This window comes from Sulfitobacter sp. SBS6, from assembly GCF_048285585.1.
Lineage (GTDB): Bacteria > Pseudomonadota > Alphaproteobacteria > Rhodobacterales > Rhodobacteraceae > Sulfitobacter > Sulfitobacter pontiacus.
In genome coordinates, this window is record NZ_JBLWBA010000006.1 from 224,795 (window position 1) to 241,020 (window position 16,226).

Sequence of the window (16,226 nt, forward strand, 5' to 3'; positions counted from 1 at the left end):
AAACCGCCTGCGCGGGAACCCGCACAGGAAAACAACATCTAGGCGATCAGCCGCGCAAAACTACCCGATCTTGTCCGCGATTGCGAGCTGTGCCGCCGCCAATCTGGCGACTGGAACACGGAAAGGTGAGCAAGAAACGTAGTCAAAACCCGCTGCACGGCAAAAAGCAATCGATTCGGGGTTGCCGCCGTGCTCTCCGCAGATCGACAAGGTAATCCCAGGTTGTGCTTCCCGCCCCCGTGCGGCACCAAGCTGAAGCAGCTCTCCGACGCCGTCACGGTCCAGCATATGGAACGGATCTTCGGGGAAAACGCCCTGCTGCACGTAGGTCGACATGAACCGTCCCGCGTCATCACGGCTCAACCCATAGGTCATCTGCGTCAGGTCGTTTGTCCCGAAACTGAGGAAGGAACAATGGGGCGAAATCTCTCCGGCGCGCAGGGCGGCACGGGGTGTTTCGACCATCACGCCCAAACGGTAGGTAAAGCTCGCGCCGCGTTCGGATTTCACCGCCGTTGCGATCTTGTCGACGCTGGCTTTGATCAGTTCAACCTCGCGTTTGGCCGAAACAAGCGGGATCATGATCTCGGGCACCACGGGGTCGCCATCGCGGCTGGCTTCGATCGTAGCCTCGAAGATCGCACGGGCCTGCATCTCGTAGATTTCGGGCACCGTCACGCCAAGACGCACGCCGCGCAGGCCGAGCATCGGGTTATATTCGGTCATCGCCTCGATCCGGCGGGTCACGTTGGACAGCGGCAAATCCAGCGCCTCGGCCAGATCGCGTTGACCGGTGCGGGTCGAGGGCAGGAATTCGTGCAAGGGCGGATCGAACAGACGGATGCACACCGGCTGACCCTGCATGATGCGGAAAAGCTGGATGAAATCATCGCGTTGCATTGGCAACAAGCGTTCTAGCACGGCGCGGCGGCCTTCGCTGGTATCGGCAAAGATCATCTCGCGCATCACGGTCAGGCGGCTGGGGTCAAAGAACATATGCTCTGTCCGGCACAACCCGATCCCCTGCGCGTCGAAATTGCGCGCGGTTTGCGCGTCGGCCGGGGTGTCGGCGTTGGCACGTATCCCGATGTCGGCAGCGTCTTCCGCCCAGGACATGAGCTTTTGGAAGGTCGCGTCCAGCAGCGGCTCAAGCATATCCGCGGCCCCGCACAGCACCTCTCCCGAGGTGCCGTCGAGGGTGATTTCATCGCCTGCCTTGAACATCCGCCCGTCAGGGGCCGTGATCACCCCCTTGACGAGATCGAAACGCATTGACGAGGCACCGACGACGCAGGGCAAGCCCATGCCCCGCCCAATCACCGCGGCGTGGCTGGTGATGCCACCGCGTTCGGTCAGCACGGCTTGGGCGGCATGCATCCCGCGAATATCCTCGGGCGAGGTTTCGCGGCGCACCAGAATACATTTCTCGCCCCGTGCGGCACTGGCTTGCGCATCATTCGCGTTGAACACGATCCGGCCGGTGGCGGCACCGGGGCTGGCGGCAATGCCGCGCCCGATCACATCGCGTTTCACCCGGGGGTCAACCTGCCGGTGCAACAGCTCTGTCAGGGTGCGGGGCTGGACACGCATCAGCGCCTCTTCGCGGGGGATGATCCCTTCGTCCGCCAGCGCCACTGCGATCCGCACCGCCGCCCGCGACGACCGCGACACGCGCACGCCGTCAAGGATAAACAACTCTCCGTCAGAGATGACGAACTCCACCTGCATCTCGGCGCGCAGCCGCACCCGCATCAGCGCCGCGTGCTGTTTGAGCATCTCGAAAGCTTCGGGAGCGTGTTCCTCAAGCGACGGCCCGCGTGGATCGCGCGTCAGGTAAAGCGCATCGGCCGTGTCCTGCAAGGCGTCGCGCCCCTGCGACTGGCTCAGGTACCGCCCGGTGATCTGTGGCAGGCCGGTGGTGCTGTCCACCAGTTGCAACACGCCAGATCCGCAAATCCCGGTGCCCACACCGAAAACCATCTGCTGCACGATCAGGCCCAGCCCGGCATCCGCAGGCGCCCCCTTGGCCTGGCGCAACAGCCGCGCCGAGGTGCCCTCCCACGCCCGCGCCATGGAACTGAGCACGGCGGTCAACTGGGTCACACGGTCCTGGGGGAAGCTTTCTTCGGTCTCAAGCTCGTAGGCGCGTAAGGATTGCAGCAGCGCCTCGCGCCCGTCGCCTTCGACTTCGTCGAACATATCGGGGTCCAGCCGCGCCACATTGACGGCATAGGATTGCACGAAACGGGTATAAAGCGCCGATGCGGGCCCCTCGCCCATGCGTTCGCAATAATCGGCATAGCGGTCATCGTTCATGCCGATGTTCATCACCGCCCCCGGCCCGCCCCAATCCGGATCCTGGCTAGAGGGGCGCACGCATAGCAGCGCGTCTTGGGGGAATTCATCAGCGACCGCTTGCAGATCGGGGATCTGCCCCTGCGCAATCTCGAGCACGACATCAAAGGGCAGCGCCACGGTGCGCGGCACCGGCAGATCAAGACGGACCAGACGTTGCAGACATTTCGCACGCCCCCCATGCGTATCATTCGCGATGGGGGCGGTTTGGGTCACAAGGGTTGTCATGGCGGTTTTCTGCACTGCGGCACCTTTTGGTTCCTGCGCAGCATAGGCTTTCGCCGTGGTGTGGCAAGGCGTGATCGCCTTGCCCACGTGTCGGGTCTGCTGCGTTACCCGTCGATTTTCGTCAGATCCGCGACCGAGCTACAGATCGTGCGGATACGGCTGAGCAGGTTCAACCGGTTGCGCCGGACCGTCGCGTTATCAGAGTTCACCTGCACCGCATCAAAGAACGCATCAATCGGGCCGCGCAAGGACGCCATCGCGGACATGGCTGTGCCGAAATCCTGTGCCTCCATCGCCGGTTTGATCTGCGCCTCTGCGGTATCAAGGGCGGCAAACAACGCGCGCTCTTCTTCGGTCTCGGCAAACTTGATGTCCGCCCCGAAGGAGTATTCCACCCCATCCGCGTCCTCGGCTTGGCTGAGAATATTGTTGGCGCGCTTGAACCCCTGGATCAGGTTTTCCCCATCGTCGGTTTTCAGTGTCTCGCTCAGGGCCTTGGCGCGTTTGACAAGCAGGGTCAGGTCGTCGTTGCCGTCCATCGCACCAGCAGGTGCGCCATCAGAAGAACTGATGCAGGCGTCGATGATGTCATGACGGACGCCTTGGTCTTTGAGGTAGACCTTCAGGCGGTCATGGAGGAAGGCGAGGAGGTTAGTTGCTAAAGTTTCATCGTCGCTAACTGCGAATAGATGGGCCTCTTCAGGATAGTCAGTAATTTGAAAAGAACGATCTGCAAAATACAGAAGCCCTGCGGAAAATTTCTCCTTAACTTTGCTACGCCCATCAAACTCTGCATCTTGAGCGTTGTAAAAATTGAGGAAAACAGAATCTGTAGGTTCCTGCGGATTTCCGGCCTGATAAAAGGCAGCCAATTTCTCTGATTTTTGCGTCGCCAAATTCAGCAAACTCGATACGAGCAAGTCTCCAATTTCAAGCGACACATCATTCTCAACCAAAATCCGAATAACGCCCAAGGCCGCGCGACGCAGCGCAAACGGGTCTTTGCTTCCGGTCGGCTTTTCGTCGATCGCCCAGAAGCCGGTCAGCTTGTCGATTTTCTCTGCCAGCGCCACGGCGATAGACACTGGCGCGGTTGGCACGTCGTCGGATGGCCCCAGCGGCGCATAGTGGTCTTGGGCGGCGGCGGCAATGGCCTCGGACTTGCCGGCGGCTTTGGCATAGTAGCTGCCCATAAGGCCCTGAAGTTCTGGGAATTCATAGACCATTTCGGACGACAGATCGGCCTTCGCGAAACGGGCGGCGGCGCGGGCCTCTTTTGCGTCGGCCCCGACCATCGGGGCGAGTTCCCCAGCCAGTGCCTCCATGCGCGAGATCAGCTCTGCCTGTGTGCCCAGCTTGTTGTGGAAGGTCACGTTGGACAGGCGGTCCACCCAGGTCTGCATCCCGGCCTCCGATTGCGCGATGCGCAGATCGTTTTCCCAGAAGAATTTAGCGTCCGACAGGCGCGCAGAGAGCACTTTTTCATTGCCCGCCAGAATGGTCGCGCCATCGTCGGCGGTGGTGCGGTTGGCGACGGTGACAAAGCGCTCGATGCGGCCCGTCTTGGGGTTGCGCACGGAAAAGAACTTCTGGTGCTCTTTCATCGAGGTTTGCAGCACCTCGGGCGGCAGACCAAGGAAATCATCGCCAATCTGCCCCATCAGCACGACGGGATATTCCACCAGCCCTGCGACCTCGGCCAGCAGGCCCGCATCCTCGACCACCTCAAGCCCATTGGCAAAGGCCATATTGGTCGCGTCGTTCCAGATCGTATCGCGCCGCTCTGCCGGGTCGAGCACGACAAAGGCGCGTTTCAGCTTGGCGCTGTAGTCGTCAAAGCTGCTGACGGTGATTGTATCGGGGGCCAGAAAGCGGTGCCCGCGCGTGGTGTCGCCTGCGGTGATCCCGTCGATGGTCAAGGGCACAGTCTGCGCGCCATCCTCGGCCGACAGGATGCACAGGATCGAATGCAGCGGGCGCACCCACCGCAAGCTGCCACTGCCCCACCGCATGGATTTGGGCCATGGGAAGTTGCGAATGGTGGTTTCCAGCACTTCTGCCACGATCTCGGCTGCGGGGCGGCCCGGCTTGTTGATCATGGCAAACAGGATCTTGCCCTTGGGCGTGTCGCGTTCTTCCAACTGGTCGCGGGTCAGCCCTGCGCCACGCAGAAACCCTTCGATGGCTTTTTCCGGCGCGTCGGCCTTGGGGCCTTTGCGTTCCTCGACCAGCGACGGGCTGGCGTCCAGCATCCCCTCGATCGTCAGGGTCAGACGACGCGGCGTCGAAAAGGCCGCGGCAGAGGCATAGGTCAGCCCCGCATCCACCAGACCGTTCGTCACCAGTTTCTTTAGATCATCCGCCGCGCGCGCTTGCATGCGGGCGGGAATTTCTTCCGAGAAAAGCTCTATCAGGAGGTCGGGCATGGGTTCGTACCTTTCGGGGCCGCGTGTCGCTTGGGTGCGGTTAAATATGTGTCGCGCAAACAGCGCTTATGTCAAAGGGCCGGTCGATCCGGGGCGGATCAGTCGGCGGGGCGTTCCGGGCAGGCTTCGCCCACCACGGTGCCATCATAGGCTTTGTCGCCACAATCGTTCAGCTCGTGCCAGACATAGCCGCGCCCGTCCGAAGTGATCGCAACGATACGGTCAACGCCGAAATGAACGTTCTTCTGCCCCAGAAAGGTCAGCGCCGTACCTGCCTCGATCTCTTCTGCGATGGCTTTGGCGTCGAAACAGTCGAACCAGCCCGGTGCATTGCGCGGCGTGACCTCGTCGCTGACGACATAGGTTTCGGACAGCATGGCGAGGCTGAGCGAGGTGTCGAAACATGCGCGGTAGCGGATGGGCGAGCTGTCGGCGTCGATGGCGCGGAAATTGTCGGTCAGGATCGGCTCGGACGCATTGCTGGAGATCGACACCAGCGAGACGCCCTCATCCGGTGCCGGTGCCTCGTGATAATAGCCGTAGACCTGTAGATAATAAAGCGCGAGACCCGCAATGGCTGCTGCAACCAAGATGACGCCTCCTACAATTTTACCGTTCATGCCGCGTTTTCCGACCAACCGCCGGCCCGTGTCTGAACAAAGGCGTCAGCGCAGGCTTTGGCCAGGGTGCGCACCCGCCCGATATAGGCCTGACGCTCTGTCACCGAGATGACACCGCGTGCGTCCAGCAGGTTGAAGATGTGGCTTGCCTTGATGCATTGGTCATAGGCGGGGTGCGCCATCACGATGCGCTTGCCGGTCTTAGGGTCCACGGCGTCTTGCGCAAGGATCGCCTTGCACTCGTTCTCGGCCTCGACAAAGTGGTCCAGCAGCACGTCGGTATTGGCGACATCAAAGTTCCAGCGGGCGTATTCTTCCTCGGTCTGTTTGAACACATCACCATAGGTCAGCGGGATCGGCGCGTCGGGGCTGTTAAAGGGCATGTCCATCACGTGATCGACGCCCAGAACATACATCGCCAAACGCTCGAGCCCGTAGGTCAGCTCGCCCGATACAGGGTGGCAATCATGGCCGCCGACCTGCTGGAAATAGGTAAACTGCGACACTTCCATGCCGTCACACCAGACTTCCCAGCCCAGTCCCCATGCGCCCAAAGTGGGGCTTTCCCAGTCATCCTCGACAAAGCGGATGTCATGCAGTGCCATATCGATCCCGATCGCCTCAAGCGATCCGAGGTAGAGCTCTTGCAGGTTGGGCGGGCTGGGTTTGATCAGTGCCTGAAACTGGTAGTAATGCTGCAAACGGTTGGGGTTTTCCCCATAGCGCCCGTCGGTCGGGCGGCGCGAGGGCTGCACATAGGCGGCGGCCCAAGGGTTGGTGCCAAGCGCGCGCAGGGTCGTTGCCGGGTGGAACGTACCCGCACCGACTTCCATGTCATAGGGCTGCAGGACCGCACAGCCCTGACGTGCCCAATAGGACTGTAGGGCGAGGATGATTTCCTGAAATGAACGGGGGCGCTGGACCGGGTCGGACATAAGATTTTGCCTTTGCTGCTGCGCGCCTTTCCTAAGGTGCTGTTGCGGTAGGGTCAATTGGCAGCTTTGTGATGATTTGCGCTGTCTCAAGCATGGTATTTTGCACAGGTTCCTGCTTATCTACTGCAAGTTTAAATCCTTGAGAGCACCCATACCTATGACGCGACTGTTTGCGGCCCTGATCGCCGCCTTGTTTATTGCCCCGTTTGCCTTTGCACAGTCTGCCGATGATGTGGTTTGGATACAGGTTGAAGCCCAGCCCAATCTGGCCGCGGCGACAGATCGCGCACGTGCCTATAGCGCCAATCTTGAGGATGTGAACGGCTTTGCCTTGGGCGGCAGCTGGTATGGAATCGCGGTCGGCCCCTATCGCCGTGATGACGCAGAGCTGTTGTTGCGCCGCTACCGCCGGGACGGGGTGATTCCGCGCGACAGCTTTATCCAGCTTTCTGAACGGTTCCAGCAGCAGTTCTGGCCCGTGGGCGCGAACGTCCTGAACATTCCGCTGATCGCACCGGTTGACCCTGCATCCCCCACCGATACGCAGACAGACAGTGAGATCACGCAAACCACCCTGCCCCCCGCCAGCGAAGCGCTGGAGCAAGAGAACACCGCCACCGTAGAGGCAGAAACCACGCAAGTCCCCGTCCTGCCAGAACCACCACGTGACGAAACCCTGGCCGAAGCGCGCGCCAGCGAACGAGAGCTTGACCGCGAGGCGCGCGAACAGCTGCAGGTCGCGCTGAAGTGGGCCGGGTTTTACAATGCCTCTATCGACGGTGCCTTCGGGCGGGGTACGCGGGGATCTATGGCCGATTGGCAAGGGGCCAACGGCTATGAGGCCACCGGCGTGCTGACAACGCTGCAGCGCGCCGCCCTTCTGAAACAATATAACGCCGTGCTCGAAGGTCTGGGCCTGCAGGTCGTGCGCAACGCCGACGCCGGGATCGAGATGGTGATGCCGACCAAGATCGTGGGGTTTGACCGGTTCGAGCCCCCCTTCGCCCATTACAATGGCACCGGCGACATCGACGCGCGGGTTCTGCTGATCAGTCAGGCGGGCGATCAGGATACGCTTTTCGGCCTGTATGACATCATGCAGACCCTTGAAATCGTCCCCGAAGAAGGCCCGCGCGAGCGGAAGTCCGACAGTTTCGAGCTGATCGGCGAGAACGGCCGCATCGTTAGCCAGACGCAGGTGTCGCTGCAGAATGGCGAGATCAAGGGCTTCACCCTCATCTGGCCCGCCGGGGACGAAGACCGCCGCCGCCGCGTGATTGCCGAGATGACGAAATCCTTCACCCGCCTGCCCGGTACGCTGGATGCCGCAGCGGGGGGGGGCGACCGTCAGGCTGTCGATCTGGTGTCAGGTCTGCAAATCCGGTCGCCGAAAATCTCGCGCTCGGGCTTCTTCATTGATGGGCGCGGTACTGTTGCCACCACATCCGAGGGGGTGCAAAGCTGTGGTCGGCTGACGCTGGACGACGAGACAGAGCTTGATGTGGTTGTTGACGATGCGGCCAGCGGGATCAGCCTGCTGAAACCCCGCGCAGCGCTTTCGCCCCTGGATGTGGCGGCGTTCAACACCGTGCCCCCCCGTTTGCAATCCGAAATCGCGGTTGCGGGTTTCCCCTATGAGGGCGTGCTTGGATCAGCGACGGTGACCTATGGCACGCTGGCCGATGTGCGTGGGCTGCAAGGCGAAGAGAACATCGCCCGCCTCGCGCTAGAAGCCCGCAGCGGTGACGCGGGTGGCCCGATTCTGGATCGTGACGGGCGGGTCTTGGGCATGTTGCTGCCCCGTGCCAATGGCGCACGCGAATTGCCCGAAGATGTCGCGTTTGCGGTTGAATCCAAGGTCATCGCAGAGCTCGCGCAAAAGGCCGGTGTCACCGTGGATACCACGGCCAGCAGCACCACGATCAAGCCGCAGGACCTGCGTGAAAAAGCCAAGGGCATGACCGTACTGGTCAGCTGTTGGGAATAAAGAAAACCCCCGATCTCCCGTTTAACGGGGGATCGGGGTCAGTCGTTTGAACCGCTTCGGGCAGCGCCCTTGATCAGACTGCGGTCTGGGGTGTCAGATAGATCAACGTCGGGCGGTCGGCCTTGAAGGCTTGCGCCAAGACCTCTGGCAACTCCTCCAGCGATTTCGGTGCCTCAGCATAGGGCTGTGCGCAGCGGCAATTCCGAAGCAGCCCTAGTCTTGAGCATATGAGAAATCTGTGCCCCCAAAGGACGGGTTTGTACTGCGCTCATTATGCTCTCCAGAATTTGAATGTCAGAATGACGTATACCGCCATAAGCTCCAGCCGCCCGACCAGCATTGCGGCGGTCAGGATCCATTTGGCTGTGTCGTTAAGGGTGCTGAAATTGCCCGCCGGCCCGATGATCTTGCCCAGACCCGGCCCGATGTTCCCCAAGGCCGCCCCCGCCCCCGAGATCGAGGTCACGAAATCCAGCCCCGTCATGCTGAGCGCCACGGCCACCAGCCCTAAAGTCAGCGTGAAGAACATGAAAAACGACATGACCGAGATCATGACATCGCCGCTGATCGGGCGACCGTCATAGCGCGGGGTAAAGATGCCGTGGGGTGACCGGATTCGCTGCAACTGCGCACGGATGGATGCGAACAACAGCTGATAGCGGAAGATCTTGATCGAACAGGCGGTGGACCCCGCGCAGCCGCCAATCAGCCCCGTAAAGAAAAACAGCGCCACGGGAAACGGCCCCCAGGTCATATAATCGACCGAGGCAAAGCCCGTGCCCGAAATGATTGAAGTGATGTTGAACAGCGCCTCGCGCAGGGATTGCTCCCAATGATGCGGAAAGACCGACTGGATAGAGATAAAGATCAGCCCCACCAGCACCGCAATCGTCAGCAAGAAACCCTTTACCTGCGGATCACGATGCAGGGCCAAAGGGTTGCCGTTCAGCAGTTGCACATAGCGCACGAAAGGCAGCGCCGCGAGCACCATGAAGATCGACGCCGCATATTCCGCATTGCCGCTAAAGGTACCGAAAGAGGCGTCATAATTTGAAAACCCGCCCGTAGACACGGTGGTCAGCGCGTGGACCGTCGCGTCAAAGACGTTCATTCCCAAGGTCAGATAGGTCAGCGCGCAGGCGAAGGTCAGCCAGACATAGATGACCGAGATCTGGCTGGCGATCTGCCCGGCCCGCGGGAGGATTTTACCAAAGGTATCAAAGGCTTCCGACTTGAAAATCTGCATACCACCGACGCGCAGTTCGGGCAGGAACACCATCGCCACAACAATGATACCGATGCCGCCCAGCCACTGCAGGATCGCGCGCCACAACAACAGCCCCTTGGGCAGATCATCAAGACCGGAAAACACCGTTGATCCGGTGGTGGTCATGCCCGACATGGCCTCGAACACCGCATCGACGAAACGCGCCTCTGTCGCGCCCAGCATGAACGGCAGCGCGCCGAACAACGGCAGCATCAGCCACACGGCCGTCGTCAGCAAAAAGGTCTGCTGGATCGTCAGCCCTTCCCTGACCCCGTTGGCACAGGCCAGCGCGATCATGCTGCCCCCCAGCATGGTGATCAGCCCGGCCTCGACGAAGACGGGCCAATGGCCGCGCCCTTCGGCAATATCGACCAACATTGGCACGATCATCGCGATGCCAAGCACCGACACCAAAAGGCCGATGACATATCCAACTGGGCGCAAATCCAACATCTGCGCAGCGTTGGCGCGGCGGCGCGCCGGTGTCAAGGACGCGCCCTGCGGTAAAACGCAAAACGGCCCGGGCAAGACACACCCGGGCCGTCAATAATCAACCTGTGAACCGATCAGACGTAATATGTGTCGCGGAAAACATGGTGCACGATGTCATCACGTTTGATACCCATCGCGGCCAGCTCTTCGTCGGTCTTGGACTGCAGGAATGTCACCTGACGCATCCGGCCCGAATTCGCACCCGCTGCGATCAAACCGTTCCAGATGGCAGCAAAAAACCCGCCGATGACGGCGAAGGGGGCTTTGATGGTGGGGACGTTGCTTTGCGAAATTGTGCTGTTGTAAGCCATAATAAACTCTCGATTTATCTTGGCATTTCTGCCGGTTACCTTGTTCTGCATCTTAATATAACGAAGCAATCCCCAATGAGAACCGACGTTTCTGCATAGCAGCATCCCGAAGATGCCGCATCGCAGCATGGCTTTGTGCATGTTTCAAGCAAGCACCACAAACCTCCGCGCAATAAATACGCAGAATGAAAACATGTCAGAGTAACTGCCCTAAAACCGTGCGAACATCAGCCGACGTGAAACAGCGTGCTGAACAGTCTGGGGTCGATGCTTTGAGCCGCAAAGGTATCGCCCTGCGTCAGAACAGAGATCGCATCATGACTGTGCAGGCTTTCTTGGTGGCTGGCTACAACGCGAAAATCACGCACCCGCGGTTCGGCTTGCAACTGCTCGCAGAACAGCCGCGCCGCGTCTTCGACAAAGATCGGGTTAGCGGCGTTCAGCTCGGCAAACGCCTGTTCGTCCTCGCGTTTGACCATCACCTGCGTTTCTGTCGGCACCGCGCGCCGCGCCGCGTCGATCAGGTCTTCGAACCACAGGCAGCTTTCCTCGCAGTTCACCTCGACCGAGATCCGCGCGACAGAGCGTTGTGAATGCGGCGTGGCAAGCTGCCCCCGTGTCGCACGGGCATGCTCGGACAGCTCCAGCGAACAGGGACAGGTAGAGGAATAGACGTAATCAAGGTGGATGATCTTCTTGCGCGCGCCTTCGGCCTCGACCAGCTCAAGCGCAATGTCGTAATACTGGTAGCCCGACAGGCCCGACCGCAGGCTATCAATCTGCACCGGAAAAGAAAACCGCATCTGGATGCGGGCATCATAGCTTTCGAGGTCGGACTTATAATCATCCAGCGCAGCTTCCATCACCTCAAAGCTGAACACCTCATCCGCATGTTTATAGAAACTGCGCATGATGCGGGACATGTTGATGCCCTTTTTATCTGCCTCAAGGCTGACCGATCCGGTGACCGATGTCTCGAGCGTCAGATCGCTGCCCTCGCGGGTGTGAAACTGCATGGGCAACCGAAAGTTCGATATCCCCACATGCTGGATCTGCTGTTTCGCACCACGGATCAGGCTCGACGGTCCGTTTTGCAGATCGGGCAGCGTGGCCTTGTAATTGTCACCCACGGCAAAATCACTGGGGTAATCGCGGCTGAACTGCGGGTAGCTTTCGGCGCTTTGCAGCAGACGGGCCAGCGACGGGTCCAGCGCCTCAATCTCGGCGGTGCTGGCCTTGCGCGCCCAGGCCCGCAACGTATCAAGTGCCGCAACCGCGTCATCACGGTCCGGTATCACTGTCGCGGCGATATTCATAGCAAGGCCCTTTCGCAAGTTGCCCCCTATATAGGCGATATCGGGGGCTTTACCAATGCTCCGTCCAGCCAAGCAGGCAAAGCCCCCAAGTGATCACTTCAATGTGTCCAGCGCCTGACGGATATCGGCGATCAGATCATCCACATCCTCAAGCCCCGCAGACAAGCGCACAAGGCCGGGGCTGATCCCCAGCGTGGCCTTCTGGTCATCCGGCAAACGCTGGTGCGTGGTGGTCGCCGGATGGGTCGCAATGGATTTCGCATCGGCGAAGTTGTTCGAGATGGTGATAATCTCGAGCGCATTAAGGAATGCAAAACACGCGTCCTTGCCGCCCTTGACCTCTACCGCCAAGACAGTCCCCGCCGACGGCGCATGAGACGTGGCGAGCGCGTGCTGCGGATGGCTGGGATGTGTCGGATAGCGCACAGCGCTCAGCTTGGGGTGCCCGTTCAGCGCATCTGCGATCTTATAGGCGGCATCCGCTTGGGCACGCACACGCAGGTCGATGGTTTCAAGCGCCTTGAGGTGGGTCCAAGCGGTAAACGGGTTCATCGCGCCGCCGGTGTGTTTCATATAGGCTTCGATGGGTCCGCGGATCAGCTCTTTGGGGCCGCAAATTGCACCGCCCAGCATACGCCCCTGCCCGTCCACATGTTTCGTGGTCGAGATAATGGCGATATCCGCACCACATTCCTTGGCATAGGAAAATACCGGCGTCGCCATCGCGTCATCCGCCAGCACCAGCGCGCCGACGGCATGGGCCGCTTTCACCACATGGCGCATGTCAACGACTTCCAGGGTGGGGTTCGAAATGCTCTCGAAGAAGACCATGGTCGTGTCAGGGCGAATGGCCGCATCCCACGCCGCGTTATCCGTGCCGTCGATCAAGGTCACTTCGACCCCGAAACGCGCCAGGATATCCTCCAGCACATAGAGGCACGACCCGAAAAGCGCGCGCGCGGCGACCACGTGATCGCCTGCTTTCAGCAGCGATGTCAGCGCGCCGCTGACCGCCGCCATACCAGAGGTACAGGCGAAACAATCCTCATACCCCAAAAGGCCCGAGATCCGGTCCTCGAACATGCGCACCGTGGGGTTGCCATAGCGGGCATAGATAAACTCGTCATCCCCCAGCGACTGGAACCGCGCCTCGGCCTGTTCGGCGCTGTCATAGACAAAACCCTGTGTCAGGAACACGGCCTCGGACACTTCGTTATACTGGCTGCGGCGGGTGCCACTGTGAACAGCCTTGGTCCGTGGTTTCCAATCAACGCTCATTCTCTCATCCTTCCTGTCCCGCCGTGCAGCGGGCGTAAAAAAACCCCAGACGCGGTCAAGCGAAAGGGGGCTTTCATCCTGACCTTTTAGCGGAATTTGGCAGGTCTCTCTGCCCGTGGCCCGCAATCCGGTATCAAATCGCCACGTGTCATCTGCTACGCCCCTCGCCCGCTCGCGTCAACTATAACAGCAAGCCGCCTTCCAAATGGCCGTAAATCCCGGGGGTGCTGCCCCATACGGGGCAGCGGGGGCTGGCCCCCGTCCTAGTTTTCGTCTTTTTCCAAACCATAGGTCTGGAACAGCCGCCCTTGCGTCATGAAAAACACAAACACCGCCGCCGTCAGCCCGAATGTCTTGAAATACACCCAAGTCTCAGTGCTGGCAAAGCGCCAGATCAGCTCGTTCGCGAGCGCCAGACCGAAAAAGCACAGCATCAGCCGCTTGGTCAGGATCATCCAGCCGGCGTCATTCAGAGGCATCATCTCTTCCATCACGAACTTGAGATAGGATTGCCCCCGTGCCAGACCGATCGCCAGCAGCACTGCAAACAAAAGGTAGATGGCGGTCGGCTTCATTTTAAAGAACCTCTCGTCATTCAGCCAAACCGACAGGCCCCCGAACAATGTCACCAGAATGACTGTGGCAACCTGCATGCGGCTGATCTTGCCCGTCAGCGCCCACAGCGTGCCCGTCGACAGGATCAACAGCGGTACAAAGGCCGCCGTGACCACGATAAAGCCGCTGTAGTCGGTGCCCCAAAGGGTGAAGGTCTCGTCCTTGAAGCGCAGATAGGCGACAAAGAATATCAGCACCGGCCCGTATTCCAGCGCCGATTTGACGAAAGGGTTTATCTCGCGTGTCGTGCTCATCTTGCTCTCCAGTTATCCGCCCATTTCGACGATCACCGCGCCAAGCGCGATCAGCGCCATCAGGGCAATACGGCGCGGGCCTACGGTTTCTTTCAGCACCAACCATCCGATCAGCGCCGCAAACACGGTCGAGGTTTCACGCAGCACGGCGGCCTCGCCCACTTTGTCCAGACGGGTCGCCAGCATGATCGAGCCAAAGCTGAAAAAGGCGACAAAGCCACCCGCCACGCCGCGGGTCATCAACGGGCCAAGCTCGGGGCGATCCTCCATCCGCAGCCAGCGGCGCGCGGCGATCACGGGCATGACCAGCCCGTCGATCATGAAAAACCACGCCAGAAAGGTAAACGGGTTGTCCGTCGCGCGGATGCCATAGGCGTCGAACGTGGTATAAAGCGCCACGAAAAGCCCCGTCAGCACCGCCAGCCCAAGGGCCGCGTTCAGCGTATCGCGTTCGGACACGAGGTAGACAAAGTTATACAGCGCCAGCCCGAAGATGCCGGCCACCAGCACCGCAACGCCCAACCATTGCACGCCCGAAAAGCTCTCTCCAAAAATGAGGTAGGCGCCGATCACGGTGAACAAGGGCCCCGTGCCGCGCACCACAGGGTAGACGACCGTATAGGCCCCCTTGGTGTAGGCCCAGGCCTGTAACAGCTTGTACACAATATGGATCGCCCAAGCCCCGGCAAAAATGACCCACATATGGGGCTCGGGCCATGGAACGACAAACAGTGCAAAGGGGGCTGCCATTAGGCAATAGGAAAAGTCGATCGCCCCGCGGGTCAACCACGGATCATGCCGCCCTTTCTGAAGCGCGCCAAAAACGGCGTGCAGAAAAGCCGCGGCCAGCGCAAGCCAAAGCGCCGCTTGGTGCCCCGCTGCGGTGCCTTCAATTTGGCTGATCCATTCGGTCATGTCGCCGAACCTTTATGCTGCGTCACTGCGGGTCCAGCCCCATCAAGGCATCCGCAAACTCCTGCGGGTCAAAGGGCTGCAGATCGTCGATCTGTTCGCCCACGCCGATGGCATGGATCGGCAGCCCGAACTTATCCGCAAGCGCCACCAGCACACCGCCCTTGGCCGTGCCGTCCAGCTTGGTCATGACCAGACCGGAAACATCTGAAATTTCCTGAAAAACCTTCACTTGGTTGAGCGCATTCTGCCCTGTCGTCGCATCCAGCACCAACAGTGTGTTATGCGGCGCGCTTGGGTCTTTCTTGCGAATAACGCGCACGATCTTGGCCAGTTCTTCCATCAGGTCGCCCCGGTTCTGCAACCGTCCGGCCGTGTCAATCAGCAGCAGATCAGCGCCGTCACGCTCCGCCTGTGTCATCGCGTCAAACGCAAGGCTCGCCGGGTCCGACCCCTGCCCTGCGGTCAGTACCGGCACGTCGGCACGGTCGCCCCAGACCTGCAATTGTTCAACAGCGGCGGCGCGAAATGTGTCACCGGCGGCGATCACGACGTTCTTGCCTGCGGCTTTGAACTGGCTGGCCAGCTTGCCGATTGTGGTCGTCTTGCCCGACCCGTTCACCCCCACCACAAGCACCACCTGCGGTGTCTTGGCATAGATCGGCAAAGGCTTGGCAATCGGGTCCATGATCCGCGCGACCTCTGTCGCCATGAGGCGCTTGATCTCGTCCACAGACAGACGCTTGCCAAAGCGCCCCTCGGCCATATTCGCGGTGACGCGCAGGGCCGTATCCACGCCCATATCGGTCGAGATCAGCAGCTCTTCGAGCTGTTCGAGCATCTCGTCATCCAGCACACGCCGCACAACAGGGGCCGCGGCGCTGCGTCCCATCAAGCGGCCCATCAGACCGGGCTTGGCCGGTGCAGGCTCGGGGGGTGCGGGCACCGGATCTGGGGCCACGGGGGTCATCGTCTCGCGCAGCGGCACGGGCGCGGGCGTATCCTCTTCATCCGCGGGCATCGGTGCGGGTTCATCGTCCACCGCTTCGGGCAAGGCTTGGGCCGCGGCCTGCGGCGCATCCATCACCTGATCGACAGGAACTTCATCCACCGTTTCAGGGGTATCCGTCGCCCCGCCATCTTCGACAATCGCCTCAAGCCCCTCGTCGATCTTGGACGAGGATTTGAACATTTTGGATTTCAGCTTTTGAAAAAAGGCCAAGCGCGCTC

The 16,226-nt window shown here is 60.5% G+C and carries 12 protein-coding genes; 1 reads left to right on the plus strand and 11 read right to left on the minus strand.

Features of this window, described 5'->3' with window-relative positions; genetic code table 11:
* Positions 1–60 precede the first annotated feature (60 nt).
* The 4 genes from ACNQ62_RS09955 to ACNQ62_RS09970 all read right to left on the minus strand — a co-directional run bounded on the left by ACNQ62_RS09955 (position 61) and on the right by ACNQ62_RS09970 (position 6,564).
* Positions 61–2,583, minus strand: coding sequence for a putative PEP-binding protein (locus tag ACNQ62_RS09955; RefSeq protein ID WP_418095009.1), 2,523 nt, complete (start codon positions 2,581–2,583; stop codon positions 61–63).
* 104 nt (positions 2,584–2,687) lie between these two features.
* A complete protein-coding gene (gene glyS / locus ACNQ62_RS09960; RefSeq protein ID WP_418094804.1) occupies positions 2,688–5,009 on the minus strand; it encodes a glycine--tRNA ligase subunit beta in 2,322 nt (773 codons plus the stop codon).
* Positions 5,010–5,107: 98 nt separating this feature from the next.
* Positions 5,108–5,629, minus strand: coding sequence for a DUF6446 family protein (locus ACNQ62_RS09965; protein ID WP_064215613.1), 522 nt, complete (start codon positions 5,627–5,629; stop codon positions 5,108–5,110).
* Positions 5,626–6,564: a glycine--tRNA ligase subunit alpha gene (locus ACNQ62_RS09970; protein ID WP_005854198.1), complete on the minus strand. Its 939-nt coding sequence runs from the start codon at positions 6,562–6,564 to the stop codon at positions 5,626–5,628. Before ACNQ62_RS09970 ends, ACNQ62_RS09965 begins: the two co-directional genes overlap by 4 nt.
* Before the next feature lie 157 nt (positions 6,565–6,721).
* Here ACNQ62_RS09970 and ACNQ62_RS09975 point away from each other — a divergent pair, with 157 nt between their 5' ends.
* The gene (locus tag ACNQ62_RS09975) at positions 6,722–8,551 is read left to right on the plus strand and encodes a serine protease (RefSeq protein ID WP_418094805.1); all 1,830 of its coding nucleotides are present in this window, start codon (positions 6,722–6,724) and stop codon (positions 8,549–8,551) included.
* Between the two features lie 271 nt (positions 8,552–8,822).
* Here ACNQ62_RS09975 and ACNQ62_RS09980 read toward each other — a convergent pair whose 3' ends face one another.
* The 7 genes from ACNQ62_RS09980 to ftsY all read right to left on the minus strand — a co-directional run bounded on the left by ACNQ62_RS09980 (position 8,823) and on the right by ftsY (position 16,218).
* Entirely contained in the window at positions 8,823–10,271 is a 1,449-nt protein-coding gene (locus tag ACNQ62_RS09980) for a TrkH family potassium uptake protein (RefSeq protein WP_037945061.1), read from the minus strand.
* Positions 10,272–10,384: 113 nt separating this feature from the next.
* Positions 10,385–10,621 carry a hypothetical protein gene (locus ACNQ62_RS09985; RefSeq protein ID WP_005854202.1) on the minus strand — a complete coding sequence of 79 codons (237 nt, stop codon included), beginning with the start codon at positions 10,619–10,621 and terminating at the stop codon, positions 10,385–10,387.
* 227 nt (positions 10,622–10,848) lie between these two features.
* Positions 10,849–11,937, minus strand: a complete 1,089-nt coding sequence (gene folE2, locus ACNQ62_RS09990) for a GTP cyclohydrolase FolE2 (RefSeq protein ID WP_418094806.1) — start codon at positions 11,935–11,937, stop codon at positions 10,849–10,851.
* Positions 11,938–12,030: 93 nt separating this feature from the next.
* Positions 12,031–13,215: an aminotransferase class V-fold PLP-dependent enzyme gene (locus tag ACNQ62_RS09995; protein WP_074634519.1), complete on the minus strand. Its 1,185-nt coding sequence runs from the start codon at positions 13,213–13,215 to the stop codon at positions 12,031–12,033.
* A gap of 263 nt (positions 13,216–13,478) precedes the next feature.
* On the minus strand, positions 13,479–14,084 hold the full coding sequence (locus ACNQ62_RS10000) for an inner membrane-spanning protein YciB (RefSeq protein ID WP_418094807.1): 606 nt from the start codon (positions 14,082–14,084) through the stop codon (positions 13,479–13,481).
* Positions 14,085–14,096: 12 nt separating this feature from the next.
* The gene (locus ACNQ62_RS10005) at positions 14,097–14,999 is read right to left on the minus strand and encodes a DMT family transporter (protein ID WP_005854206.1); all 903 of its coding nucleotides are present in this window, start codon (positions 14,997–14,999) and stop codon (positions 14,097–14,099) included.
* Between the two features lie 22 nt (positions 15,000–15,021).
* Positions 15,022–16,218, minus strand: coding sequence for a signal recognition particle-docking protein FtsY (ftsY, locus tag ACNQ62_RS10010; RefSeq protein WP_418094808.1), 1,197 nt, complete (start codon positions 16,216–16,218; stop codon positions 15,022–15,024).
* Positions 16,219–16,226 lie beyond the last annotated feature (8 nt).